The 25,682-nt window shown below is 66.7% G+C and carries 22 protein-coding genes; 6 read left to right on the top strand and 16 right to left on the bottom strand.

All coding sequences use genetic code 11. The features are described 5' to 3' along the window. Positions 1-2: 2 nt before the first annotated feature. The 5 genes from lptE to B2W22_RS25320 all read right to left on the bottom strand — a co-directional run bounded on the left by lptE (position 3) and on the right by B2W22_RS25320 (position 5,827). Positions 3-662, bottom strand: a complete 660-nt coding sequence (lptE, locus tag B2W22_RS25340) for an LPS assembly lipoprotein LptE (protein ID WP_175125200.1) — start codon at positions 660-662, stop codon at positions 3-5. A gap of 11 nt (positions 663-673) precedes the next feature. After that, positions 674-3,331: a leucine--tRNA ligase gene (gene leuS / locus B2W22_RS25335; RefSeq protein ID WP_175139362.1), complete on the bottom strand. Its 2,658-nt coding sequence runs from the start codon at positions 3,329-3,331 to the stop codon at positions 674-676. A gap of 87 nt (positions 3,332-3,418) precedes the next feature. Continuing rightward, positions 3,419-4,579 carry an MFS transporter gene (locus B2W22_RS25330; protein WP_175139376.1) on the bottom strand — a complete coding sequence of 387 codons (1,161 nt, stop codon included), beginning with the start codon at positions 4,577-4,579 and terminating at the stop codon, positions 3,419-3,421. Between the two features lie 100 nt (positions 4,580-4,679). After that, entirely contained in the window at positions 4,680-5,192 is a 513-nt protein-coding gene (locus tag B2W22_RS25325; protein WP_175125202.1) for a MarR family winged helix-turn-helix transcriptional regulator, read from the bottom strand. A gap of 176 nt (positions 5,193-5,368) precedes the next feature. Further along, positions 5,369-5,827, bottom strand: coding sequence for an HU family DNA-binding protein (locus B2W22_RS25320; protein ID WP_063954526.1), 459 nt, complete (start codon positions 5,825-5,827; stop codon positions 5,369-5,371). A 419-nt stretch (positions 5,828-6,246) separates the two neighbouring features. Between B2W22_RS25320 and B2W22_RS25315 the strand changes: the two genes are divergently transcribed. The 3 genes from B2W22_RS25315 to B2W22_RS25305 all read left to right on the top strand — a co-directional run bounded on the left by B2W22_RS25315 (position 6,247) and on the right by B2W22_RS25305 (position 9,854). Then, positions 6,247-7,407 carry a D-alanyl-D-alanine carboxypeptidase family protein gene (locus B2W22_RS25315; RefSeq protein ID WP_286940031.1) on the top strand — a complete coding sequence of 387 codons (1,161 nt, stop codon included), beginning with the start codon at positions 6,247-6,249 and terminating at the stop codon, positions 7,405-7,407. 25 nt (positions 7,408-7,432) lie between these two features. Then, a complete protein-coding gene (locus tag B2W22_RS25310) occupies positions 7,433-7,981 on the top strand; it encodes a hemerythrin domain-containing protein (protein WP_286940030.1) in 549 nt (182 codons plus the stop codon). A 103-nt stretch (positions 7,982-8,084) separates the two neighbouring features. Then, positions 8,085-9,854, top strand: coding sequence for a SulP family inorganic anion transporter (locus tag B2W22_RS25305; protein WP_286940029.1), 1,770 nt, complete (start codon positions 8,085-8,087; stop codon positions 9,852-9,854). A gap of 71 nt (positions 9,855-9,925) precedes the next feature. Here the strand turns inward: B2W22_RS25305 and B2W22_RS25300 are convergent, their stop codons facing one another. From B2W22_RS25300 to B2W22_RS25275, 6 genes are all read right to left on the bottom strand, one after another. After that, positions 9,926-10,693, bottom strand: a complete 768-nt coding sequence (locus tag B2W22_RS25300) for an ABC transporter ATP-binding protein (RefSeq protein ID WP_175185800.1) — start codon at positions 10,691-10,693, stop codon at positions 9,926-9,928. Further along, the gene (locus B2W22_RS25295; RefSeq protein WP_175139357.1) at positions 10,690-12,567 is read right to left on the bottom strand and encodes an ABC transporter permease; all 1,878 of its coding nucleotides are present in this window, start codon (positions 12,565-12,567) and stop codon (positions 10,690-10,692) included. Before B2W22_RS25295 ends, B2W22_RS25300 begins: the two co-directional genes overlap by 4 nt. After that, positions 12,567-13,802, bottom strand: a complete 1,236-nt coding sequence (locus tag B2W22_RS25290) for an ABC transporter substrate-binding protein (protein ID WP_175125208.1) — start codon at positions 13,800-13,802, stop codon at positions 12,567-12,569. The genes B2W22_RS25295 and B2W22_RS25290 overlap by 1 nt, the downstream gene beginning before the upstream one ends. A gap of 185 nt (positions 13,803-13,987) precedes the next feature. Next, complete coding sequence (rpmG, locus tag B2W22_RS25285; protein ID WP_003810296.1) at positions 13,988-14,155, bottom strand: 50S ribosomal protein L33; 168 nt, start codon at positions 14,153-14,155, stop codon at positions 13,988-13,990. 37 nt (positions 14,156-14,192) lie between these two features. Continuing rightward, a complete protein-coding gene (gene rpmB, locus B2W22_RS25280) occupies positions 14,193-14,429 on the bottom strand; it encodes a 50S ribosomal protein L28 (protein ID WP_076515521.1) in 237 nt (78 codons plus the stop codon). A gap of 300 nt (positions 14,430-14,729) precedes the next feature. Then, entirely contained in the window at positions 14,730-15,929 is a 1,200-nt protein-coding gene (locus B2W22_RS25275) for a Bcr/CflA family multidrug efflux MFS transporter (protein ID WP_286940026.1), read from the bottom strand. Positions 15,930-16,086: 157 nt separating this feature from the next. Between B2W22_RS25275 and B2W22_RS25270 the strand changes: the two genes are divergently transcribed. From B2W22_RS25270 to B2W22_RS25260, 3 genes are all read left to right on the top strand, one after another. After that, positions 16,087-17,355 (top strand): class I SAM-dependent methyltransferase, encoded by a 1,269-nt coding sequence (locus B2W22_RS25270; protein WP_286940024.1) that lies wholly within the window; start codon positions 16,087-16,089, stop codon positions 17,353-17,355. A 119-nt stretch (positions 17,356-17,474) separates the two neighbouring features. Next, the gene (locus B2W22_RS25265; RefSeq protein WP_286940021.1) at positions 17,475-19,127 is read left to right on the top strand and encodes an FAD-binding protein; all 1,653 of its coding nucleotides are present in this window, start codon (positions 17,475-17,477) and stop codon (positions 19,125-19,127) included. Further along, the gene (locus B2W22_RS25260) at positions 19,124-19,459 is read left to right on the top strand and encodes a 4Fe-4S dicluster domain-containing protein (RefSeq protein ID WP_239214110.1); all 336 of its coding nucleotides are present in this window, start codon (positions 19,124-19,126) and stop codon (positions 19,457-19,459) included. Before B2W22_RS25265 ends, B2W22_RS25260 begins: the two co-directional genes overlap by 4 nt. A gap of 52 nt (positions 19,460-19,511) precedes the next feature. Here the strand turns inward: B2W22_RS25260 and B2W22_RS25255 are convergent, their stop codons facing one another. From B2W22_RS25255 to B2W22_RS25235, 5 genes are all read right to left on the bottom strand, one after another. Next, entirely contained in the window at positions 19,512-20,909 is a 1,398-nt protein-coding gene (locus B2W22_RS25255; RefSeq protein WP_286940020.1) for an FAD/NAD(P)-binding protein, read from the bottom strand. 68 nt (positions 20,910-20,977) lie between these two features. Further along, positions 20,978-22,675, bottom strand: coding sequence for an amidohydrolase (locus B2W22_RS25250; protein ID WP_286940019.1), 1,698 nt, complete (start codon positions 22,673-22,675; stop codon positions 20,978-20,980). Position 22,676: 1 nt separating this feature from the next. Next, a complete protein-coding gene (locus tag B2W22_RS25245) occupies positions 22,677-23,591 on the bottom strand; it encodes an ABC transporter permease (RefSeq protein WP_286940018.1) in 915 nt (304 codons plus the stop codon). Continuing rightward, positions 23,588-24,358, bottom strand: a complete 771-nt coding sequence (locus B2W22_RS25240) for an ABC transporter ATP-binding protein (protein WP_175125216.1) — start codon at positions 24,356-24,358, stop codon at positions 23,588-23,590. Before B2W22_RS25240 ends, B2W22_RS25245 begins: the two co-directional genes overlap by 4 nt. 4 nt (positions 24,359-24,362) lie before the next feature. Beyond that, entirely contained in the window at positions 24,363-25,403 is a 1,041-nt protein-coding gene (locus B2W22_RS25235) for an ABC transporter substrate-binding protein (protein WP_286940016.1), read from the bottom strand. Positions 25,404-25,682 lie beyond the last annotated feature (279 nt).

Genomic DNA, 25,682 nt, shown 5'->3' with positions numbered 1-25,682 from the left:
GGCTAGCGGACGTTGGTCGGGTCGGTGACGGACGGCGTCTGCCAGGGAGTGGGCACGCGCGGCCGCTGCGGTTCGTTCGGGTTGAACAGCGGCGTGTTTTCGTCGTCGCCTTCCTGCGCGGCTTCGAATGCCTTGTGCACGTCAGGCGCGGTGATGCGGCGCAGCACGCGCGAGACCAGATCGCGTTGCATGGCCTTGAACAGGGTGTCGATCTGGCCCTGCTTGGCCTGCACGACCTGATCGTCGTACGGCATTTCCCGGTAGATGGACAGCGTCGTGTCCGGGACCAGCGCGCGGCCCTGGGCGTCGATCAGGCGGAACGTGTAGTTGATGCCGAGTTCGTAGGATTCCACACGGCCCTGAGCGTTGAGCGAGACCTCGCGCAGCGTGCGCGAGTCATTGACCTGCTGGAGGATCGCCTGCGCTTCCTTGGGCGTGTCGACCAGCTTGGTGTCGGGCGAGGCCGCGCGCAGCGCGCGGCGCACGTCCGCGCCGAACTGGGTGGTATCGGGGATGCCTACGTACAGGCGTTCGAACGGCATCGGGGTCACGCCGCGCAGCGCGAAACCGCAGGCGGTGAGCAGCATGAACAGCGCCAGGCAGGCGCCGCGCAGCAGCCAGGATTGGCGGGAGAGTTGCGATTGTTGCCCGGCGAAGTACATGCTTGACCTCATCAGCCTACGACGTTGACCAGTTTGCCCGGAACCACGATGACACGCTTGGGCGGACGGCCTTCCAGGAATCGGGCGACCTCTTCCTGGCTGGCGGCCAGTTTTTCGATGTCTTCCTTGGGGGCCTTGGCGGCCACGCGGATGGAACCGCGCAGCTTGCCGTTGACCTGGAGCATCAGTTCGATCTCGTCGGCGACGAGGGCGGCTTCGTCCACGTGCGGCCACGGCGCATCGAGCAGGTCGCCGAGTTCCTTGGCGTAGCCCAGATCCTGCCACAGGTGCCAGGTGACGTGCGGCACGACCGGGTACAGCACGCGCAGCAGGACGCCGACGGTTTCGGCATAAGCTGCGTCGGCCTCGGCGCCTTCCGGCAGCTTGGCGTCGTCGATGGCGTTCAGCATCTTCATGCAGGCGGACACGACGGTGTTGTACTGGATGCGCTGGTAGTCGTAGTCGGCCTGCTTGAGCAATCCGTAGACCTCGCGGCGCAGATCCTTGACGGCGGCGGGCGCCTGCGTCCAGTCCGTACCTTGGGCCAGGCCACGGGCGATGGCTTCGCGATGGCCGTAGCTGATGGACCAGAGGCGGCGCAGGAAGCGGTTGGAACCTTCGACGCCGGAGTCGGACCATTCGAGGGTCTGCTCGGGCGGGCTGGCGAACATGACGAACAGGCGGGCCGTGTCGGCGCCCAGCGTGTCGATCAGGGATTGCGGATCGACGCCGTTGTTCTTGGACTTGGACATCGTGCCCACGCCGCCGTAGTTGATGGCCGAGCCGTCCGACTTCAGCTTGGCGCCGACGATGGCGCCGCGATCGTCGTAGACGTTGTCGACGTCTTCAGGCCAGAAATACTCGATGCCGCCCTGGGGCGTCTTGCGCGAGTAGATGTGGTTCAGCACCATGCCCTGGCACAGCAGCTTGGTGAAGGGTTCGTCGAAGTTGAGCAGGCCCATGTCGCGCATGACCTTGGTCCAGAAGCGCGCATACAGCAGGTGCAGCACGGCGTGCTCGATGCCGCCGATGTACTGGTCCATCGGCATCCAGTAGTCATTGCGCTGGTCGACCATGGCGTTGTCGTTGCCGGGCGAGGTGTAGCGCATGAAGTACCAGGACGAGTCCACGAACGTGTCCATGGTGTCCGTTTCGCGGCGCGCGGGCTTGCCGCACTTGGGGCAGGCGCAGGACAGGAAGGCCTCGTTCTTGGCCAGCGGATTGCCGCTGCCATCGGGGATGAGGTCGTCGGGCAGGACCACGGGCAGGTCCTTTTCCGGGACCGGCACCGGGCCGCAGTCTTCGCAGTGGATGATCGGGATCGGGGTGCCCCAGTAGCGCTGGCGCGAAATGCCCCAGTCGCGCAGGCGCCACGTGGTCTGCTTTTCGCCCAGGCCCTTTTCGCCGAGGTCGGCCGCGATGGCGTCCACGGCTTCCTTGTAGGACAGGCCGTCGTACTTGCCGGAATTGATGGTGCGGCCCGATTGCTTGTCGCCGTACCATTCCTGCCAGGCGTCGGTGGAATAGTCCTTGCCGGCCACGTCTACGACCTGCACGATGGGCAGGTTGTATTTCTTGGCGAAGGCGAAGTCGCGCTCGTCGTGCGACGGCACGCCCATGACGGCGCCGTCGCCGTAGGTCATGAGCACGTAGTTGCCGACCCAGACTTCGATCTGCGCGCCCGTGATGGGGTGCGTGACGAACAGGCCCGTGGGCATGCCTTCTTTTTCACGCGTGGCCATTTCGGCCTCGGTGGTGCCGCCAAGCTTGCATTGTTCGATGAACGCGGCCAGCGGCGCATTGTTGGCCGCCGCGTGCGAGGCCAGCGGGTGTTCGGGCGCCACGGCGCAGAACGTCACGCCCATGATCGTGTCGGCGCGGGTGGTGAAGACGTACAGCTTGCCGTCCTGGATCAACTGGCCGTCCTGGCCGGCGATCTGGTGCGGGAAGGCAAAGCGCAGGCCTTCGGACTTGCCGATCCAGTTTTCCTGCATCAGGCGCACGCGCTCGGGCCAGCCGGGCAGGTCGTTCTGAACGGCGCCGAGCAGTTCGTCGGCGTAATCGGTGATGCGCAGGTAGTAACCGGGGATCTCGCGCTTTTCAACGAGGGCGCCCGAACGCCAGCCGCGGCCGTCGATGACCTGTTCGTTGGCCAGCACGGTCTGGTCGACCGGATCCCAGTTGACGACCTGGGTCTTGCGGTAGGCCACGCCCTTTTCGAGCATCTTCAGGAACAGCCACTGGTTCCACTTGTAGTACTGCGGATCGCAGGCGCACATTTCGCGCGTCCAGTCGATCGCCAGACCCATCGCCTTCATCTGCTTCTTCATGTAGGCGATGTTGTCGTAAGTCCACTTGGCGGGCGGCACCTTGGACTTGATGGCGGCGTTTTCCGCCGGCATGCCGAAGGCGTCCCAGCCCATGGGCATGAGCACGTTGTAGCCGCGCATGCGCAGTTGGCGGGCCATCATGTCATTGATGGTGTAGTTGCGCACGTGGCCCATGTGCAGCTTGCCGCTGGGATAGGGCAGCATGGAGCAGGCGTAGAACTTGGGCTTTTCGGAGCCGTCGGGGTTCTTGGCGTGTTCGTGGACCAGATAGACGTCGCGGGCCTGCCAGTCTTGTTGGGCGGCCGCTTCGACGGTAGTGGGGAGGTAGCGTTCCTGCATGGGCTCGTGCGCGGTGGCGATAAAGGGGTGAGCCGCCCCATCGCGCCGGGGCGCGGTGGCGGTCAAAACCCCTGATTATAGGAGGTGCTAGGCGCTGGCAGGGGGCGAGGGCATTTCGGGGATGCGCGCACTGGGCGCAAGCGCGCCATAAGCCAGCGTGAGGGCCGCCAGGACGGCGCCCGCGATCACCACCGCGGACCAGCCGAAATGGGCGTACAGCCAGGACGAAACCAGCGAACCCGACGCGCCGCCGATGAAGTAGCAGGTGACGTAACCGGCGGTCAGGCGGCTGCGCGCCTCGGGCCGCAGGCGGTAGATGGAGCTGGTGTTGGTGACGTGTACGCCCTGGATCGCCAGATCCTGCACCAGGATGCCGGCCAGCAGAGCAAGCACCGACACCTGCCCGAAGGCCATCAGTCCCCAGGAACCCAGCAGAAGCAGCAGACCCACTCGGGTGGCGAGATTGCCCAGACCGCGGTCGGCGAGGCGTCCGAAGCGGTTGGCAGCGTAGGCCCCGGCGGCGCCCGCCAAGCCAAACAGGCCGATGGTGGTGTTGCTGTATTCATAGGGCGGGCCCGCCAGAAGGAAGGTCAGCGGCGTCCACAGCATGCTGAAGGCGGCGAACAGCAGCCCGCCGATGAGGGACCGGGCGCGGAACAGGGGCTCCTCGACGAACATGCGCAGGATGGAGCCCAGCAGCTGCGGATAGCTCATTGCCGTGGGGCTCTGGTAGCGAGGCAATACGCGCCACAGGACGGCGGACATGCACAGCATCAGGATGGCGGCGAGCCAATACACCGTGCGCCAGCTGCCCACGTCGGCCAGCGCGCCCGCCGCGGTGCGGGCCAGCAGGATGCCCAGCAGCAGCCCGCTCATGACCGTGCCCACGGCCTTGCCGCGCTCGTGGGGCGCCGCCAGCGTGGCCGCGAACGGCACGAGGATCTGGGCGACGACGGACAGCATGCCGGTCAGCGCGGTGCCGATGATGAGCATCGAGATGCTGGTGGAGAAGGCGGAAATCAGCAGGCCGCCCGCCGACAGCAGGTTCATCAGCACGATCAGCGAACGGCGCTCGAACATGTCGCCCAGCGGCACCAGCAGCATTAGCCCCACGGCGTAGCTGAGCTGCGCGGTGGTGACGATCGTGCCGGCCGTGGCGTTCGAAATCGCGAACTGCTGGCCGATGGTGTGCAAGAGGGGCTGCGCGTAATAGTTGCTGGCGACGGCCAGGCCGGTCGCCACCGACATCAGGAGGATGATGGGGGCGGTGAGGGTCGGGGTGGTTTGTTCGGGGGAAGTCACTGATCTGAAGCGCAAATGGTATTGAAGATGAAGCGGTCGCTACGGGTTACGCACCGACGCTGCCGGGCGTGTCCTGGTCCTGCTTGAGCAGCAGTTTCTTCAGCAGACCGGCCAATTGGCGGCGCTCGGCCGCCGACAGCGGTTCGAGAAATTCATTCAGATCGGCCAGATAGTCCTTGAGCACGACCTTGATGACGCGCAGACCTTCGGCGGTGAGCGACACGATGACGCCGCGCCGGTCCTCGGGATTGGGGCTGCGCACGAGCAGCCCGGCCTGTTCCAGTCTGTCCAGGCGATTGGTCATGGCGCCGGACGTGAGCAACAGGGCTTCCACGAGCTTTTGCGGATTCATGGCGTGGGGGGCGCCGGTGCGGTAGAGCGTGGCGAGCACGTCGAATTCGCCCTGGTGCAGGTTGTATTGGCGAAAGGTGCGGTTGACGTTGCGGGCCGCGAAGGCATTTAAGCGAAAGAGACGCGCAACGACCGACATGGCGGAGAAGTCTTGCGACGGGCACTCTTTGGCCCACTGCGAAATCACGAGATCGACGAGGTCATTCATGGCGAGTGGTTATTGTTTTAATGTGAAGTATCTTCACGTAAAGACAAAATTCTAGCAGCGGCTCGGGATCAACGCAAAGCGGGGGCGGCATAACGCAAAGCGCGCGCGAAAAAAGAAAGGCCCGCCTCTTGCGAGGCGGGCCTTTCCGGCTTGACCGGAGACTGCGCGTAATGAAATTACTGCGCGGCGTCCTTCAGCTTCTTGAGCGGGCGAACCTTCACCTTGACCGAAGCCGGCTTGGCGGGGAACCAGCGCTCTTCGCCCGTGAACGGATCCTTGCCGAAGCGCTTGGCCTTGGCGGGAACCTTTTGCACGGCAACCTTGAACAGGCCGGGCAGCGTGAATTCGCCAGCGCCCTTCTTGTCCACGGAACCCAGCACCGAGGTTTCCAGGCTGGCCAGGACGGCCTTGACCGACTTGGCTTCGACGCCCGATTGCTCAACGATGTAGGCGATGAGCTGGGTCTTGTTCATCGCGGCCTTGATGGCCTTGGGGGCGGCAGCGACCTTCTTGGCGGCGACGGCCTTCTTGGCAGCCGGCTTCACGGCGGGCTTGGCGGCAGTTGCCTTCTTTGCGGGCGCCTTGACGGCGGTCTTGGTGACTTTCTTGGCAGGAGCTTTAGCTTTCGTGGCCATGGTCAAAATCCGTATGTTGAGGACATGGAGCAGCGCGTGCCGGATATCGGCATTTGACGCTACGCGCCCGATGATAGCGGAAGAGTGGCGGTAAAAGCGGCTTTCCAACGGGTTTTAAGCCACTGTTTGTTGTTTTCGACGCAGAAAAGTGCTTTCTGCAAGGGGTTTCGCAAGATGTCGTGACATTCGCCGGCGATTTCGCGGGCGATAGCCGCAGGCCGCGCGCGCGATGGAAAACGCTGTGAAGGCGCGCGGTCAGACGCCGTCGCGAGGCATGCGGATGAACCTATCTGGCGGCGCATGTTCCAATTGCGGGCGGCGCGCGCGGCAGGCAGGCGCGGAAAGTGCCTGGAATCAGGCCTTTCCCTTGCGATCTCGCGCGCCCGAAGAAAACCAGAACATGGAAGTGAAGCAGCTATATGTTGATGAAGAAGTTGGCGGCGAGCCTGCTCGTTGCGACCGCTTGTATGTCCAGCGCAATGGCGCAATCGATGCCCGCGCCAGCGCTGTCGGCCAAGGCCTGGCTGCTGCTGGATGAAACCAGCGGCCAGGTCATTGCGTCGCACGCGGCCACGACGCGCATCGAGCCGGCGTCCCTGACCAAGATCATGACGGCCTATGTGGTGTTCGAGGCGTTGACCAAGAAAGAGCTGACGGCGAACCAACTCGTCACGATCTCGACGCGAGCCTGGAAGGTGCCGGCGGGAAGCTCGAAGATGTTCCTGGAGCCCAACTCCAAGGTGTCGGTGGACGACCTGCTGCGCGGGTTGATGATCCAATCGGGCAATGACGCGGCCGTCGCGCTGGCCGAGGCCGTGTCGGGCAGCGTCGAAGCCTTTGTCGAACGCATGAACGACACCGCCGCGCGTCTGGGCTTGCACGCTACGCGTTTCGCCAGTCCGCACGGGCTGCCGGATCCGAATACGTATTCCACCGCGAGCGATCTTTCGATCCTGGCCACGCGCTTCATCCGCGATTTTCCTCAGCTCTACAAGACCTACGATTCGGCCAAACAGTTCACCTTCAACAAGATCACGCAGCCCAACCGCAACCGGCTGCTGTGGCTGGATCCCAGCGTTGATGGGTTGAAGACCGGACATACGGCATCGGCCGGCTATTGCGTCATCGCCTCGGCGCGCCGGCCCAATGGCAGCGATCAGCGGCGGCTGATCACGGTGGTGGTCGGCACCGCGTCCGACAAGCTGCGCACGCAGGAAAGCCGCGAGTTGCTGGAATGGGGCTTCCAGGGGTTCAATACCATCAAGCTCTACGCGAGCGGGCAAACCGTCGCGACGCCGGAGGTCTGGAAGGGCGAGGCGGACAGCATGAAGGTCGGCTTCTCGCGGGACGCGTACGTCACCGTGCCCGCCGGCGCGAAGGTCGAATCGGTCTGGGCGCCGCAGGCGCCGCTGGTTGCGCCGATCACCGCGCAATCGACGGTGGGCGAACTGCGGGTGACGGTGGACGGCAAGCCCGCCATGCACTTCCCGGTTGTCGCGCTGGAGCCGGTGGCCGAGGCGGGCATTGCCGGCCGCGCGTGGGACTCCATCCGTTTGTGGTGGCGCGGCACGCAGGGATAACGCAACACGATTTCGGAGGTAGGCGATGGCAGTGAGCTTTCCGGGTGGGCCGGCCGCGGCGCCGGGCCCTGACGATCCGCTGGCGCTGCTGTCGGCCTGTCACGGACGCATTGCGCGCCAATGCGCCACGCTGGCGCGGCTGGCGGCGCATCTGCCCGCGCATGGCAGCGATGCGGCGGCGCAAACCGCCGCCACCAGTGTGCGCCGGTATTTCGACACGGCCGCCGCCCATCACCACGAAGACGAAGAAGAGGACCTGTTTCCCGCCCTGATCGATTCCATGGCGGGGTCCGACGCGGTGTGCCTGCACGCGCTGGTTGACGGTCTGATGGCTGATCATCGGCATTTGGCCGGACTGTGGGAACCCCTGCGCGAGACGCTGTCCGAGATCGCGGCGGGTCGGCCGGCGCAATTGCCGGCGCAGCAGGTCCAGGCTTTCACCGACGCCTACAACGCGCACATCCGGCGCGAAGAGGACGAGCTGCTGCCGATGGCGGCGCGGCTGATTTCTGACGATGCGCTGGCCGCGATCGGCCAGGCCATGAAGGCGCGCCGTGGCGGTGAAGCGGGCTGATCCGCTGATTGCCGCGTTGCGTGGTCAAGGTCGAGCGTTTACCCTAGCCGGACCGGCGTGAACGCCGATGCCCAGGGAACAAGACAGGATGATGCAGGGGGGAATGAACGTCGCGCGCCGGCTTTTCGGCTCGTGGGTGGACGACGTCAACCGGTTGACGCTGCGCGCCGATCTGGCGGCGGGTCTGTTGGGGGCGTTGCTGGTGCTGCCGCAGGGCGTTGCGTTTGCTACGCTGGCGGGCCTGCCGCCGGAGTACGGCCTGTATTCGGCCATCGTGCCCTGTATCGTAGCCGCGTTGTTCGGCTCCAGCCGCCATGTGATGTCGGGCCCGACCAACGCGAATTCGCTGGCGCTCTTTGCCGTGCTGGCGCCGCTGGCGGCTGCGGGCAGCCCCGCCTACATCCAGCTCGCGCTTGCCGTGACCGTGCTCGTCGGCGTCATGCAGTGGCTGGTGGGTGTCTTGCGGCTGGGATCGCTGGCGCACTTCATATCACCGTCGGCGTTGTTCGGCTTTACCAGCGGCGCGGCCGTGCTGATCGCGGTGCATGCGTTGAAGGACGCGCTGGGCCTGCCGTCGCCAGAAGCGCACGGCGCGGGGGCGGTGCTGGAAAGCGTCGCCACGCATCTCGGGCAGGTGCATCCGGGTGCTTTGCTGGTGACGCTGGTCACCCTGGTCACGGCGTTGCTGGCACGCAGGCTGGACAAGCGCAAACCTTACATGCTGCTGGGCCTGGCCGCGGGGACATTCGCGGCATGGGTTTTCAATACGTGGGTCGTGGCGCCCGCAAGCGCGCCGGTTCCCGTGCTGGGCGCGATCGCGCAACCGTGGCCGCCGTTTCATGTGCCCAGCGTCGACTGGCGAGCGCTTCCCGATCTGCTGAGCCTAGCGTTCGCGCTGACCATCGTGGCGCTGGCGCAGTCCATTTCCATTGCCAAGGCGGTGGCGTCGCGGTCAGGGCAGCGCATCGACGCGAACCGCGAGTTCGTGGGGCAGGGCCTGTCCAACGTCGTCGGCGGGTTCTTTTCCTGTTATCTGTCGTGCGGATCGCTCAATCGGTCCATCCCCAACTTCGAGGCCGGCGCGAAGACGCCGCTGGCGTCAGTGTTTTCCGCGTTGTTGCTGATGCTGCTCGTGGCGGTGTCCGCCCCGTTGCTGGCGTTGATTCCGCATGCCGCGATTTCGGGGTTGCTGTTGCTGGTGGCCTGGACGCTGCTGGACGTGCCGCGCTGGCGGCACCTGCTGCGCACGCAGCCTGGCGAATGCGCCATCGCCGGCGCCACGCTGGCCGCGACGATCGCCATCCGCATGGAAGTGGCAATCCTGCTGGGCACGGTGCTGTCGCTGATGGTGTATCTGCACCGCACGTCGCGGCCGGCGATGCGCACGATGGGATTTGATTCGCGCGGGCTGGATCGCCGCTTCGTCGTGCTGGAGCATCAACCCGACGCGTTGCCGGAATGTCCCCAACTGAAGCTGCTGCGCATGGAAGGGTCGGTCTATTTCGGCGCGGCGGCGCACGTGGCGCAGCGGCTGCACGATCTGCGCTCGGCGCCCGGCGCGCCTCGCCATCTGCTGGTCATGGCCAAGAGCATGAATTTCATCGACCTGGCCGGTGCGCAGGTCTGGGACGACGAACTGGCGGCCCGGCGCGCGATGGGCGGCGACCTTTATTTCCACCGGCCTCGGCCTGAGGTCATGGACATGTGGCGCCGCACAGGATTCCTGGAGCGGCTGGGCGCCGATCACATCTTTCCGGACAAGGCGACGGCATTGCATGCGATCTACGCGAAGCTGGACCGGAACATTTGCGCGGGATGCACGGCGCGGATTTTCTGGGAATGCCAGCCGGACAGCCCGCAGCGGGATGGGTGATGCGATGGTTGCGGCGGGCTTGTTGACGCAGGCGCCGTCGCGGTCCTGACGGTCCGCGGCCCGCGTTGACGTCAGGCGCCTTGCGGCGCCTCGGTGCCCAGATAAGCGGCCTTGACCCGCTCGTCAGCCGCGATGGCCGCGGGAGCGCCTTCGGCCAGCAGGCCGCCGCGCACCAGCACCGCGATGCGATCTGCGTGCTTGAACACGACGTCCAGGCTGTGTTCCGTGAACAGTACGGCAAGGCGTTGCGTGTCCGCCAGCTGGCGGGTAAGGCGCATCAGCGCGTGGCGTTCGTTGGTGGCCATGCCGGCCGTGGGCTCGTCCATCAGCAACAGACGCGGCTGGTGCGCCAACGCCATCGCAAGCTCCACCCGTTTGACGTCGCCATAGGCCAGCGTGCCGCAGGCCTCGTCAGCCTTGTCCGCCATCTGCACTTGCGACAGCAGGGTCCTGGCTTCATCAACGGCATGGCGGGCGGCGCGCCGCCAAGGGTTAAAAAGCAGCCGGTCGCGGGACAGCAGGGCCGTCTGCACGTTTTCAAGCACGGTCATGGACCGGAACGTGGCCGCGGTCTGGAAGCTGCGGCCCACGCCCAGCCGGCAGATCTTGCCGGCCGACAGGCCAACAAGCTCCTGCCCGTCCAGCCGAACCGAACCCGAATCCGGGCGCAACTGCCCGCCCAGCACGTTGAAGCATGTCGACTTGCCCGCGCCGTTCGGGCCGATCAAGGCCAGCATGTGTCCGGCGTGCAGGTCGAACGACACGTCGGCCAGCGCGTCGATGCCGCCGAACGACTTGCGCAGGTTGCGCACCTGCAAGAGGGGAGTTGCCGTCGTCATGCGGACCTCCTGCGCAGGCGGGCCGCCGCGCCGGCCAGTCCTTCGGGGAAGGCCATGACCAGCGCCAGGATGGCCAGGCCGAGCACCGCGTGCCAGTATTCGGTGCTGCGCGCCGCAGCATCCTGCAGCCAGGTGTACGACGCCGCGCCAACGAGCGGACCGGCCAGCGTCTGGATCCCGCCCAGCAGCACCATGACCAGCCCGTCCACCGAGCGGCTTACCGCCAGCACGTCGGGCGCGATGCTGCCCTTGGAAAATGCATAGAGCGATCCGGCCAGGCCCGCCGCGAACGAGGCGGCCACAAATCCGGCCCACTGGATGCGGCGCGTGTCCATGCCCAGCGCTTCGGCGCGCAAGGCCGAATCGCGCACGCCGCGCAGCGCAAAGCCCAGCGGGGAAAACGCCAGCCGCCGCAGCCACCAGACCCCGGCCGCGCACAGCACCAGCGACAGGTAATAGAACCACGGCCCTTGCGAGAGCCATGCCGAGGGCCACAAGCCGGTCAGCCCGTTGCTGCCGCCGGTCACGTCATCCCATTGATACGTGAGTGCCCACAGGATCTGCGCGACGGCCAGCGTCAGCATGGCCAGGTACACGCCGGACAGGCGCACACAGAACCAGCCGAACACCAGCGCGCCAAGGGCCGCGGCGAACGGGCCGAGCAGCAGCGCCGCTTCCATGGGGATGGCGGCCAGTTTCAGCAGCAACGCGGCGCCGTAGGCGCCCAGCCCGAACCACGCGGCGTGGCCGAACGAGGTCATGCCGGCCAGTCCGGTCAGAAAGTGCAGGCTGGCGGCAAACAGCGCGGCGATCAGGATCTCGGTCATCAGGATGCTGAGATAGGGCCAGTACAGCGTGGCGACGGGCACCAGCGCCAACAGAACCAGCAGCACGGCGTAGGCCAGACGCAGCCGAGGCCCAGCGGGAGCGATGGGGCGTTCGGGCGGACCGGCGTGTGAGGCCGGCGCGGGCGGCTTGCCCATCAGGCCCCAAGGCCGCACGACCAGCACCACGGCCATCACCGCGAATTCAGCCAGCAGCGTGAGCTTGGACAGGTTGAATACCCAGGGGCCGATGGCGACCTGGCCCAGGAACACGAACAGCGCCTTGACCGAACAGATCAGGACGGCCGCCAGGAACGCGCCCGGTATCGATCCGAGCCCGCCCACGACCACCACCACGAAGGCGCTGGCGATGATCTCCAGGTCCAGGCCCAGCGTGGCGGGCACGCGCGGCGCGGCCAGCGCGCCGCCCAGGCCGGCAAGGAAGGCGCCCAGCGTGAAGGCCGACGTGAACAGCCAGGCCTGGTTCACGCCAAGGGCCGCGAGCATCGTGCGGTTTTCAGCGGCGGCGCGCAGCAACCGGCCCCAGCGCGTGCGCATGAGCAGCAGCCACAGCAGGCCCAGCACGATGGGGCCGGCGGCGATCAGCAGCAGGTCGTATTCGGGGTAGCGCCGGCCCAGGATTTGCACGGCGCCCGACAGGCCCGGTGCGCGGGCGGAGAAGAGGTCTTCGGGGCCCCAGACCGCCAGGGCCACGTCGCCGATGATGAGCACCAGCGCGAAGGTGGCCAGCAACTGGAAGAGTTCGGGGGCGCGATACAGGCGCTTGAGCACCAGCAACTCGGCCGCGGCGCCGATCAGGCCGGTGGCCAGCGCCGCCAGCAGCAGCCCGAACCAGTAGCCCGCGCCGCCGCCGAAGTGGCTGGTGAAGGTCCAGGCCAGATACACGCCCAGCATGTAGAACGAGCCGTGCGCGAAGTTGACCACGCGCGTCACGCCAAAGATCAGCGACAGGCCGGCGGCGACCAGAAACAGCGCGCTGGCGTCGGCCAGGCCATTGAGTAGCTGCAGCAGCAGCCCGGATACATTCATCAGCGGGCCGGCGCCGGCCGCATCTTGCGCACCTGCTCGTCAGGCGGTTGCAGGCGGGCGCCGTCGATGTACGCGAAATCCTTCATGATGCCCTTGCCGTCTTCGACCGCCGTCACGCCCACATAGACGCCCATCGTCGATTGATGGTCGATCTTGCGGTACTGGATGGGGCCATAGGGCGTGTCCACCTTCAGGCCGGCAAAAGCGTCGACGAGTTTTTCCGTGTCGACGGAACCGGCGGCCTTCAGGCCCTGCGCAATGGACATCAGCGACGCATAGCCGACGACGGAACCGACCTTGGGCGTCTCATTGAAGCGCTTTTTATAGGCTTCGACGAAGGTCTTGTTGGCCGGGGTGTCGATGGCGTACCAGGGGTAGCCGGTGACGATCCAGCCGGTGGGCGTGTCGGCGCCCAGCGGTTCCAGGTACTCGGGTTCGCCGGACAAGAGCGACACGACGGGCATGTTTTCAAACAGGCCGCGCGTGTTGCCTTCGCGCACGAAGCGGGTCAGGTCGGCGGCGAACAGCACGTTGAAGATGGCGTCGGGCTTGGCGTCGGCCAATGCCTGCACGACCGCGCCGGCATCCACCTTGCCCAGCGGCACGGCCTGTTCGGCGACGAATTCGACGTCGGACTGGAACGACTGCATCATGGCCTTGAACGTGGCTACGGCGGACTGGCCGTATTCGTAATTGGGATAGACGATGGCCCAGCGCTTCTTGCGCAGCGCGAGCGCCTTGGGGGCCAGCGCCGCCACGTGCATCCAGGTGGAGGGACGCAGGCGGTAGGTATAGCGGTTGCCTTCCTGCCAGGTGATCTTGTCGGTCAACGGCTCGGCGGCCAGGAAGAAAACCTCTTGCTGCTTGGCGAAGTCGGTCAGTGCGAGACCCGTGTTGGAAAGAAAGCCGCCGAACAGCAGCTCGACTTTTTCGCGCGCCAGCAGTTCCTGCGCGGCGCGGACCGAGTCGCCGGGGTTGCCGTTATCGTCGCGCGAGATAACCTCGAGCTTTCGGCCCAGCACGCCGCCCGCGGCGTTGACTTCTTCAAGCGCCAACTGCCAGCCCTTCTTGTACGGGCCCAGAAAGGCGGGAATGGCCTTGTAGCTGTTGATCTCGCCGATGCGGATCGGCGGTTCCTTGTCTTTCGCGGCGGCGGGGGCGGCCGGCGTCAGCGCCAGGGCGATGAGAGCGGGCGCAACGGCGCGGCGCAGCAGGGTGAGGCAGGGACGGATCATGGCGGGTTATCGCAGCGTTGAATGAATCGGGCCCCTGCGCGCGCCTGGGGCGCCGCGGGTGCGGCCTAATTGAAACATGGCCTCCAGCGCGGCGGCAAATGGCGGTGGAAAACGAATGGCAAGAAAATAACGGCAATAAAAAAGGCCCTGCATGACAGGGCCTTTTTTGCGGGATACCGGCTGAATTACTTCAGCTTGGTTTCCTTGTAGTCGACGTGCTTGCGAGCGACCGGATCAAATTTCTTGATCAGCATCTTCTCGGGCATGTTGCGCTTGTTCTTGGTGGTCGTGTAGAAATGACCCGTGCCGGCGGTCGACTCGAGTTTGATCTTTTCGCGGATACCTTTGGCCATGTCGTGCTCCTAGTATGTAGATTGGCGGGGCGGCCGATTAGGCCAGTTCGCCGCGGGCACGCATGTCGGCCAGCACGGCTTCGATGCCGTTCTTGTCGATCGTGCGGATGGCCTTGGCCGAAACACGCAGGCGAACCCAGCGGTTTTCGCTTTCAACCCAGAACCGGCGCGATTGCAGGTTGGGCAGGAAGCGGCGCTTGGTCTTGTTGTTCGCGTGCGAAACATTGTTGCCCACCATCGGGCCTTTGCCGGTCACTTGGCATACGCGTGCCATGGATGCACCTCTTTAGTGTCGTTCTTGCCGCGCATCGCTTCGGGGGTAGACGGGGGTTTAGCCGCCGGGCTGTGTGGGCTGCGCTGTGCGCTGCCTTGGCCGGCCACCCAGTCTTAGTGGATGAGGGGGAAAGTGATTTCACCCCAGTGCTTATACCCGCTGCCTGCCACCCGCTTGAATTCACAACACGCGGTTGGGGGTCAGAGTGCTGAACTACAAAGCATAGTAGTCCCGCACGGGAAACTTCATGTGAAGACCGCGATTCTAATACGGAATTCTTAAATAAATCAAGCCAAAGGACTAAGTCGTGTGCGAACGCGCCACACGGCCGGCCGTCCAGGACAGGCAGGCGCAGGCCGCCAGGGTGGTCGTCAGGGGCAGGGCGGTGTCGGCCTGCCAGGCGCTGACGGCAAAACCCGCCAGGGCGCCGCACGACAATTGAAGCGTCCCCAATAGCGCCGACGCCGCGCCCAGGCGCTTTCCCTGGTCCGACAGCGCGAGCGCCGCCGAGTTGGGGTTCACGAAGCCCTGGCTGCCCATGTAGGCGATCAGGCACAGCATCAGCAACGGCAGCGTCATCAGGCCGGCCAGTGTCAGGGCGACGGCGGCGAGGCTGGCGCAGGCCAGCGTGACCAGCGCGCGGCGCTGCAGTTGTCGCGGCGTGTGGGTGCGCAGCAGGCGGGCGCTGATCTGCGAGCAGATGATGAGCGACAGCGCATTGGTGCCGAACAGCAGGCCGTAGTACTGCGGCGGCACGCCGTAGAGTTCGATGAAGACGCGCGGCGAACCGATGATGTAGGCGAACATGCCCGCCTGCCCGAACCCGCCCGCCAGGCTGTGCGCCATGAAGCCGCGGTGCGCGAAGAGGCCGCGGTAGTTCTGCAGGATGGTGCTCCAGCGCAGCGGCACCACGCGGTCCGGCGTGAGCGATTCCTTCATGATCATGATGACCGCGGCCATCAGCATCGCACCGCCCGCCAGCATCACCCAGAACAGGCTGCGCCACGAGGTGATGGCCAGCAGCTGGCCGCCGATCAGCGGCGCGAGGATGGGCGCGAGGCCCATGATGAGCATCAGCAGCGACATCGCGCGTGCGGCTTCATGGGTTTCGTAATGGTCGCGGATGACCGCGCGCGGGATCACGATGCCGGCCGCGCCGCCCATGGCCTGCACGACGCGCCAGCCGGTCAGGGCTTCGACCGAACCCGACAGCGCGCATCCCAGCGAGGCGATCATGAACAGCGTCAGGCCCACCAGCAGCGGCGGCTTGCGGCCGTAGCGGTCCGCCATCGGGCCGTAGAACACCTGCGCCAGCGCCAGGCCGATCAGGTACGCGGCCAAGGTGCGCTCGACATCGCCGCGGGCCACGCCAAGGTTCGCCGCGATCGTGGGGAACGCGGGCAGATACATGTCGATGGCGAACGGGCCGATGGCCGTCAGCGCGCCCATGAGAATGAGCCAACCGGGCAGGCTGCTGCGGGTAGATTGCATTGGGGGCATGTAGATCGCGGTAAAACGCAGGGACAGGGCGCGTGGCAGTGCAGAGGCTGTATTCGCCGCGCCAAGCCGGGGACTTTATCATGGGCGGGCTTACAGGAAGATGGCGGGCATTTTCCGTTAGCGTCCCTGGTGTCCCTATGCATCCGGAGGATAAGCCGTGAATCCTTTGCTATCTGTCGTGGAGCGCAAACTTCAGGCCTTGCCTGTTCCCGTCCAGCTTGTGCTGTCCGATGGCGCCGTGCTCGGCCCACCCGACCCGCGCGTGCGGTTCGTGACGCATGACAAGACCGCGTTGGCGCATCTGGCCGAAGGGGCCGTTGGCGTGCTAGGCCAGGACTATGTCGAAGGCCGCATCGATATCGAGGGCAGCATGCGCGATGTGATGGCGGCGGCCGCTGCCCTGCTGCCTGGCTCTCCGATGGACGCGGCGCGCGGCGGCTGGCTGACCGACCTGGTGCGCAAGGTGATGTCGGTGTGGCGCCATTCCATCGAGCGCGACGCCCGGCAGATCGAATTTCACTACGACCTGTCCGACGACTTCTACGCGCTGTGGCTGGATCCGCGCCGCGTGTATTCCTGCGCGTACTTCCGCGAACCGGGCATGACGCTCGCGCAGGCGCAGGAAGCCAAACTGGATCTCATCTGCCGCAAGCTGCGCCTGGCGGCGGGCGAGCGCTTCCTGGATGTGGGCGCGGGGTGGGGCGGGCTGCTGCTGTGGGCGGCCGAACGCTACGGCGTGGACGCCACGGGCATCACGCTGTCGCGCAACCAGCACGCGCACGTCAGCCGGCTGATCCAGGAAAAAGGCCTGTCCGATCGCGTGCGCATCGAACTGCTGGATTACCGCAAGCTGGACGCATCGCAGCCCTACGACAAGATTGCGTCGGTGGGCATGTTCGAGCACGTGGGCCGCGCGCAACTGGAAAGCTACTTCGCCACGTTGCGCCGCCTGCTCAAGCCGGGCGGGCTCATCATGAACCACGGCATCACCGCCGCCGGCGTGGATAACGCGGAACTCGGCAACGGCATGGGCGAGTTCATCGAGAAGTACATCTTCCCGGGCGGCGAGCTGACGCACGTCAGCGTCGTGATGCAGACATTGGCCAACGGCGGCCTGGAAGACCTGGACGTGGAGAACCTGCGTCCGCACTATGCGCGCACGCTGTGGGCGTGGAGCGATCGGCTGGAAGCGCGGTTGCCGGACGCGGCGCGCATTCTGGGCGCGGACCAGGGCGAGCGCTCGCTGCGCGCCTACCGGCTGTATCTGGCCGGTTGCGCGATGGCCTTCGAGCATGGGTGGATCGCGCTGCATCAGATTCTTGCGCAGCATCCCGCGACGGGGCGCGCGGATGAACTGGATCTTTCCGCCGATCTGTCGTATCCGTGGCGGCGGGACTATATGTACGGAGACCCGCCCGGGCAGTGATGGCCGGACAAAGCGCATCACCCCGGTGATTTGCAAATCGCCGATCCGTCGTTCGTGACGGCGGACTGGCGGCATACCATCGAACCTTCCTATTGCAAGCAATCACAGCAGGGGGTTTCATGGCCGGCAAACACGCGGCGCCGCAAGGCAGCGCCAATTCGGGCTACGAGGCGGATGTGCTGGTCATCGGCGGCGGCCCCGCCGGGACGTGGGCCGCGGTCTGCGCCGCCCAGGCCGGCGCAAGCGTCATCCTGGCGGACAAAGGCTATTGCGGTTCGTCCGGCGCCACGGCGGCGGCCGGCACCGCGGTCTGGTATGTCGATCGGGATCCGCAGAAGCGCGCCGCCGCGATGGCCAGCCGCTACGACATGGGCGGCCGCCTCGCGGACCATGGCTGGATGGGCCGTGTGCTGGACCGGACGTGGGACGGCATCAATACCCTGGCGGACTGGGGCTATCCCTTTCCGGTGGATGCCGACGGTGTGTCGCGGCGCAATTCGCTGCAAGGCCCGGAATACATGCGGCTGATGCGCAAGCAGGTCAAGCAGGCCGGCGGCAAAATTCTCGATCATCACCCGGTGTTGGAGCTGCTGCGCGATGAGCACGGCGCGGTCGCCGGCGCGGCGGGCGTGGACCGGCAGCGGGGCGGCGCGTGGACGGTGCGAGCGGGAGCGGTCGTCATCGCCACGGGCGGTTGCGCCTTCCTGAGCCGGGCGCTGGGCTGCAACGTGCTGACCGGCGACGGCCTGCTGATGGCGGCCGAACTGGGCGCGGAGCTGTCTGGCATGGAGTTCTCCAACGCCTACGGCATCGCGCCGGAATTCGGCTCGGTGACCAAGACGCTGTTCTACAACTGGGCGACCTTCACCGACGTTGATGGCGTGCCGATACCCGGCGCGGCGTCCAAGGGCGGGCGCTCGGTCATCGCGCGCGAACTGCTGCGTCAGAAGGTCTACGCACGCCTGGATCAGGCGGACGAGGCCACGCAGCAGGCGATGCGCTCAGCGCAACCCAATTTCTTCCTGCCGTTCGACCGCAGCGGCATCGATCCGTTTACGCAGCGTTTTCCCGTGACGCTTCGGCTGGAGGGCACCGTGCGCGGCACGGGCGGCCTGCGGTTGGCGGGGCCGGATTGCTCGACCACTGTCCCGGGGCTGTACGCCGCCGGCGACGCGGCGACGCGCGAGCTTATCTGCGGCGGCTTCACCGGGGGCGGAAGCCATAACGCCGCCTGGGCCATCTCGTCCGGATCCTGGGCGGGCGCCGGCGCCGCCATCCACGCGATGGCCGCGCGCGGCCGCGGACGCACCGCCATCGCCGCCGGCGCCGCGGGCCTGCGCGGAAACGGCGCGCGCGCCGTGGATGCGACCGCGCTGGTCAAGGCAGTGCAGGACGAGGTCATGCCGTTTGAGCGGAACTACTTCAGGACGGCGGACGTGCTGGAGCCTTCGGTCGCCCGGCTGGACACGCAGTGGCACGCGTTGCGTTCGGCGGCGCCTGTGGCTGCGGCAGATCTGCTGACCACGCGGGAAGCGGCGGCCATGCTGGCCACCTCGCGCTGGATGTACCGCAGCGCGCTGGCCCGCCGCGAGACACGCGGCATGCACAAGCGCTACGACTTCCTGGAGCAGGACGCCGCGCAATACCATCACTTGAGCGTCGGCGGGCTGGACGAGGTGTGGGTGCAGCCGCGTGCGTTGGACGGGGCCGGGGCCCAATCCGCGACGCAGTTTGTGCCGCAATCCGCACCGCAGACGAGGCTGGCGGCATGATCGAACTCATCAGCGACAGCCGTTGCACGGGCTGCAACATCTGCGTCCGCGTGTGCCCGGTCAATGTGTTCGACATCGTGGAAGGCGCGGCGCCGGTCATCGCGCGCCAGGATGCCTGTCAGACCTGCTTCATGTGCGAAGCCTGGTGCCCCGAGGACGCCATGTACGTGTCGCCCCAGGCCGATGCGCCTGCGCCGGTGGCCGAAGACGAACTGATTCGCGCGGGCTTGCTGGGCAGCTATCGGCGTCAGATCGGCTGGAACCGCGAATCGCGCGATCTGCGCGCGGCTGACCAGTCGTTCAAGCTGCTGGGGGGCGGGCCGGGACGATAGCGCGCTGGCCTGGAGGCTTGGGCCGGTAGTCCCGCAAGTCAGGCCGTTGTCATCAACGCGGTCCATCCCGCTGCAGGCGTTCCGCCAGACGCGCAGCCAGGGGCGCCGCCCGCGCGCGCAGGGCCGGCACCGAGGTCACTTCCCAGAACACGCCCCGCGTAGGCAGTCCCAGCGCGAACAGGGCTGGGGTCTGTCGTCCCTTTGTGGCCGGGACTTCTCCTTCTGCTGTCACGTGCAGCCCCAATCCCAGATCGTTGATCCGAGCGTGGCCGTAGCGCAGCAGGTTCGCGATCAATGGGTCGTCGCGCAGCGCGATGCGGTCGTCGGGACCGGTCGCGTTGATGACCCAGTCCGCCGAAATGGTTGCTGATGGCTGGCCTGCGCGTTGCAGCGTGACGTGCAGCCGCTCGTCCCGCGCGGCGGCCGACGCGATGCGCGCCGCCGTCCGGCGCAGCTGGCCGCTGTCTTGCGCGGCCTGCAGATGCGCAAGGGCCGCCGGATCTGCGCGATGCCGGAACACCATCCAGTACGGGCGCACATGCCGCAGAAAGCGCGCACGGTCGGCAAGTGTCAGGCCGTCCCACAGCGCGTCCGCCTGGCGCAGCACGGCATCCATGGTGGGCTGCCACGGGCGGGAAGCGGCCAGATCGGTCCCGATGGCGCCGCGCACCGTGCGGTAGAGGTCGCGAAGGGCTGGTGGATCGCGGGACGGATCGAACAGGAAGGGGCGCGGCGCGGCCGGGTGAGTGGGCAAGGTCTCGGGCTGCGGAAGCAAGGCGCGACGCGAAACCAGATGGATGCGCCCGCAATGGCCCGTGTGCAGCAGTTCCAGCACGACGTCCACACCGCTGGCGCCCGATCCGGCCACCAGGACCGCATCGTGCTTGCCGATGCGGGACAGCGACCGTGCAAGCCACGGATTGCCGATGCTGCGCGGATGGTTCGCCAAGCCCGGCAGCGCACGCGGCAGCGCGTTGCCCTGGCACAGCACCACGGCGTGGGCGTCGTGCCGCTGGCCGTTGTCCAGCAGCAGCTCCCAGCGCGCGACGCCGCCCGGCTTGACCCGAAGCCCTCGTACTTGGGCGGTCACAAGCTGGACATAGCCGGCGCGCACTGCGTCGAACAGGTGCGACGACAGCCATTCGCCGTATACGGCGCGCTCGACATACCGGTGGCCATGCGACTGCGCCGTGCCGCCATCACGGTCGGCCAGCCATTGCAGAAAGCCGTCGGCGTCGTCCGCATGCCAGCCGCCCATCTTGTGCGCCGGCACGTTCAGGCGGTGCCAGGGCGACGTGGCGCTATAGGCCGCGCCGCGGCCGAAAGCGCCCGCGCCGTCGTAGAGCGTCACGCGGATGCCGTGCAAACGGGTCAGGTGCAGGGCGAGCAGCGTGCCTGCAGCGCCGCCGCCGACGATCGCCACCGGCGAAGTCGAGGCAGGCGAAGTCAAAGAGGATCGAATCGAAGCCGACGAAATTGAAGCCATCGCGATCAAAGCCGGCAACCCCGATGCCGGCATCACGATGAAACCGCGTCCGGCCCGCCGTGCACGATGTGCCCGCCCACGATAGTCATCGTGCAGCGAACTTCCCGCCACGCCGCGGCCGGCAACTCGATAGGGTCCTGATCCAGCACCGCCAGGTCCGCGGCGAACCCCGGCGCGAGCGGGCCCTTCCAGTCTTCGTCGAAACTCAGCCGGGCGCCGGCCACGGTGAACGCGCGCAGCGCCGCGCGGGCCGTCAGCGTCTGCCCGTCGCCAATGACGCGCCCCGTCATCCGCTCCTGCCGAACGCCGGCGACCCACAGCGTGTGAAACGGATCATAGGGAATGTTGTCGGTCGCCAGCGACACGTCCAGCCCCAGCGCCAGCATGTCGGCATGCGGCACCACGCTTTCACCGCCATCGGGTTCGTCCAGGTACGCCGCACCGCCTTTCCACAGAAAATACGTGGGAATGGTCGTGACCAGCACGTCCAGCGCCTTGAGCGCCTTCAGGTCGTCGATGCGCGAGCGGGCGATGTGCTGGACGACCCAGCGGCGGCCGGCCAGCGGGAACCGGGCATTGACCTCGCGCAGCACTGGAACGACCTCGTGCAGCTTGTCGGAGACGATGACGTTGACGCGCAGGTCATGTTCGGCAGCCAGCAGGCACAGCGCCCGGAAATCCGATGGCGTGACCGCCTGTTCGACGAAGCCGGACCAGCCGGTGTCGGGCAGGTTGGCGCGTGCGCAGCAGGCCACGACGGGATCGCCGCCATACGCGATATGGATGCCGCTGACCCGAAACCACGGGTCGCCCAGTCCGCGCCCGCGCGCGGTGGCCAGCCAGTCGCGCATGGCGCGCGCCGCCTCGGCCAGGTCGCTCCACGCCGGACTCACGACCAGTGTGGATCGCATGGTCAGCTCGCCGTCTTCCCACAGCTTGCGATAGACCGAGATGGTCTCGGGCGCGCAGCCGTGGCCTTCATAGATGCTGGTGGTTCCCTTGGCGTGATAAAGCCGCTGCGAGATGCGCAGGCCCTTCAGTCGATCTGCAAAGCCAAAGCGCGGCACGTCGGGCAGCAGGTCGAATTCGACGGCGGGGCGGGCGTTGCGCTCGACGATGCTGCCATCCAGTTCTCCGGCGGCATCGCGGCCCAGTTCGATGCCGCTGCAGCGCGGCTGCGATGCCGGCGTCAGGCCATTGCGCGCCAGCGCAAGGCTGTTGAGCGCGCCGCTGCCGGGCGGCTTGCCCCAGTTGCCGAAGGGCGCGGGGATGTAGACGGGGTGGTCGGGCGCCGCGGCGTCCAGTTCCTGCCGGCTGGGCAGCCGGCCTTCCGCCAACTGCGCCGCGCCGCCGAAGAAATAGGGCGGCGTGCCCACCGGCATGGTGACGATGTATTCGCCGTGCGGCGTCGACCGCGCGTGCTCGCGCACCACCTGCAACACGTCTGCCACGCTGCGCGCGTGCGCCAGCGAGGGGCGCAGGGTCTTTAGCCCCTCGCGCTCCATGTGGGCATGGCTGTCGTTGATGCCGGGGATCACGGTCGCGCCCTGCAGGTCCAGCACCTGCGTATTGCCGTCGGCCAGCGCGAGGGCGTCCTCGTCATAGGCCGCGACCCGGCCGTTTGACAGCGCTATGGCATGGGCCGACGGGCGGGCGTCATGAAACGTGTGGATGCGCGCATTGCGCAGCACCACCGTGCGGGGTTCGGCCCGCTTGTGTGGAAGGCCCATGTCAGGAGGCGCTTTGATACCAGGGAAAGAGCCGCCGCGCCGCCCACACGAACAGTCGATCCGCCAGGAAGCCGAACGTGCCCAGCAGCACCAGGCCAATGAACATGATCTCCACCTGAAAGAGCTGATGGCCCAGCGACATCATGTAGGCGATGCCACGGGTCGAACCCGATAGCTCGGCCGCTACCAGCACGATCAGCGACACGGCAATGGCCTGCCGCACGCCAGCCAGGATGAAGGGCAGGGCGGCGGGCAGGATGACGAGAAAGAGCGTACGCAGCCTGCCCGCGCCCAACGCCGCCGCGGACCGCAGGTAGACGATGTTGGTGTCGCGCACGCCGATGAAGGTGGTGATCCAGATGGGAAAGAACGCACCCCAGGCGATCAGCGCGATCTTCGGCAGCTCGCCGATGCCGAACCACAGCACCGCCAGCGGAACGACCGCCAGCGACGGCACTGAGCGAAAGCCATGCAGCACGGGTTCGCTCAGATGGTGTAGAAACGCGATCCGCGCCGTCAGGATGCCGGCGGTGATGCCGAGGATCAGCGCGATGCTGAATCCTGCCGCGGCCCGCGTGAGGCTGGCTGTGATGTGGCCCGCCAGTTCGCCCGATTCGATCAGCGGCAGCGCGGCCTGCAACACGCGTGACGGCGGCGGAAAGAGCGCCGGGTTCATCCACGAGAACACGTGAGGAATGGCTTCCCATCCCAGCAGGAACAGCGCGATGCCGGCCAGGTTGAGCAGCAGCCGCCGGCGGCGCCGGACGCGTTCCGCATGTGCGTGCGCCAGTTGGAAGCGGTCGGCCAGTCCCGCACGCGCGGGCGGCGCATCGCCGCTGGCCGCGTGATCGGCTCGGACGGGAATATCGGGGGGCGTTTCGGCCACGGACTCGCGGCGCAGGGTCAATGAGTTCATGCCGCCTGCCTTTGGGCGCCGGCCGCCAGCGCGGCCTCGATCCGGTTGTAGTGTTGGGCGAATTCAAGGGATCCGCGCTGCCGCGGGTAGTCCAGGCCAATGCGGATGTCGTCGCTGATGGTCCCGGGGTGCGGGGCCATCACGACGACGCGCTGCGCCAGGAAGATCGCCTCGTCGATGTTGTGGGTGACGAACACGACCGATACGCCGGTCTCCTGCCACAGCCGCAGCAGGTCCTTTTGCAGCGCGGCGCGGGTCATGGCATCCACGGCCGCAAACGGCTCGTCCATCAGCAGAACCTTCGGTTCGACGACCAGGGACCGCGCCACGGCGATGCGCTGGCGCATGCCGCCGGACAACTCGTGCGGATAGCGGTCTGCGGACGCAGCCAAACCCACGCGCTCCAGCGCCGCCAGCGCGCGATGACGGCGTTGCGGTGCGGCGACCGATTGCGCGCGCAGGCCGAATTCCACGTTCTGCCTGGCCGTCATCCACGGGAAGAGCGCATATTCCTGGAACACCACGCCGCGTTCGGGACCGGGGCGCTCCACCTGATTGCCATGAAATCGGACCGCGCCGTCGGTAGGCTGCAGAAAGCCTGCCAGCAGGTGCAGCAATGTCGTCTTGCCGCAACCCGACGGGCCGATCAGACACGTGAATTCGCCGGCAGCCAGGTCCAGCGACACCTCGTGCAGCGCCTGCGCGGGCGCGTTGCCGCGCGTGGCAAAGAACTGCGACACGCGCTGGAATTCGATCAGGGCGCCCATGCCGTCAGGCCAGTTTGACGCGGTCGGGCGCGGCGGCCGACAGCGGCGCGTCCTTGATCGCGGCGCGGAACAGCGCGCGCAGGTCGCCGGCGGGTGCGGGCGCCAGCTTGGCGTCGATGGCCCACTTGGCCTGGCTCACCAGATCGTCCACGAAGCTGTCGTCGAATCCCACCTTGAACTCGAACACCGAGGTGGCCTGCTTGACCTCCGCGGGCGTGCTGCGGATGCGCGTGGCGATCAGATCTGGCCACGCCGGATCCTGCGCAATGCGCTTTTCGGCATCGAGCAGCGCGCCGATGGCGTCCTTGATCAGCGCCTGGCGCGTATCCAGCGTGTTCTGGTTGACCAGCAGCAACTGGTGGCTGCGGAAGAATTTCTCGTAGCCGTCCTGCGTCAGGAAGAACGCCTTGCCGCCGCTTTGGCGCAGCGCGGCGTTGCCCGCCTGCGCGGTCCAGGAAAACGCGTCGATGTCGCCGCGCACCAGCGCGCCGATGAGATCGGTGGGCGCCAGGTTCACCTGCGTGATGTCGCTGGCGGACAGCTTTGCGAATTCCAGATATTTGGCCAGTGCATACTGGCCCGACGTGCCGGCGGGCGTGCCGATCTTCTTGCCCTTCAGGCTGGCGGGCTTGTCGGCGGCGATGCCGCTGCCTTCGCGCGCAACGATCTTCATGTCGTACGAGTAGCGGCTGAAATTGGCCAGGATGCCGGGCTTCAGGCCCTGCAACACGGCAAAGACCAGCGGCGTATCCGTGGTGGTGGAGAAGTTGGCCGAGCCGGCCAGCAGGGCCTGCATCGAGTCCCGTCCGGTCGGAAAATCCAGCACCTTCAGATCCACGTTGCGCGCCTTCCAGTAGCCCGCGCTTTCGGCGACGAACGGCAAGGCCCACGTGTAGCCCGCGCTGCCGGAGGCCAGCGTGGCCTGCTCGCGGGATTGGGCGAATGTCACGCAGGGCAGCGCGCCAGCGGCCGCCACCGAGCCGATATGGAACAGCAAACGCCGGCGCGCGGCGTCGATGGAAGGCAGCTTCTTGTACGAACTCATGATTCCAAACCCCGATATGCATGTGAAATAGCTTGGGGTCATGCTACGGAGCGAAGGCTGCGCCGACAAAGAATATCTGGACATATGCTTGTTTCCTTCGGCTGCGCTGGCGCGTTCGGCGTGGGCATTGCGGCTGCGCTGAGCGGCCTGCCATCGACGCTATTTGGATAGCAGAAATAGTTCGTTTCTCCGCCGCGCGCGCGTTGCTAGGATCGCCGGTCAACCTACGTTGCAACCCTGCGTCGCCACCCTACATCGCGAATGACGCGGCGTGGCGAA

Origin of the sequence: Achromobacter sp. UBA4530 (assembly GCF_002388205.1) — a bacterium.
Taxonomy (GTDB): Bacteria; Pseudomonadota; Gammaproteobacteria; order Burkholderiales; family Burkholderiaceae_B; genus Achromobacter; species Achromobacter animicus.
The sequence above is the reverse complement of the archived record's forward strand: the minus strand, read 5'-3'. Positions and strand labels throughout refer to the sequence as shown.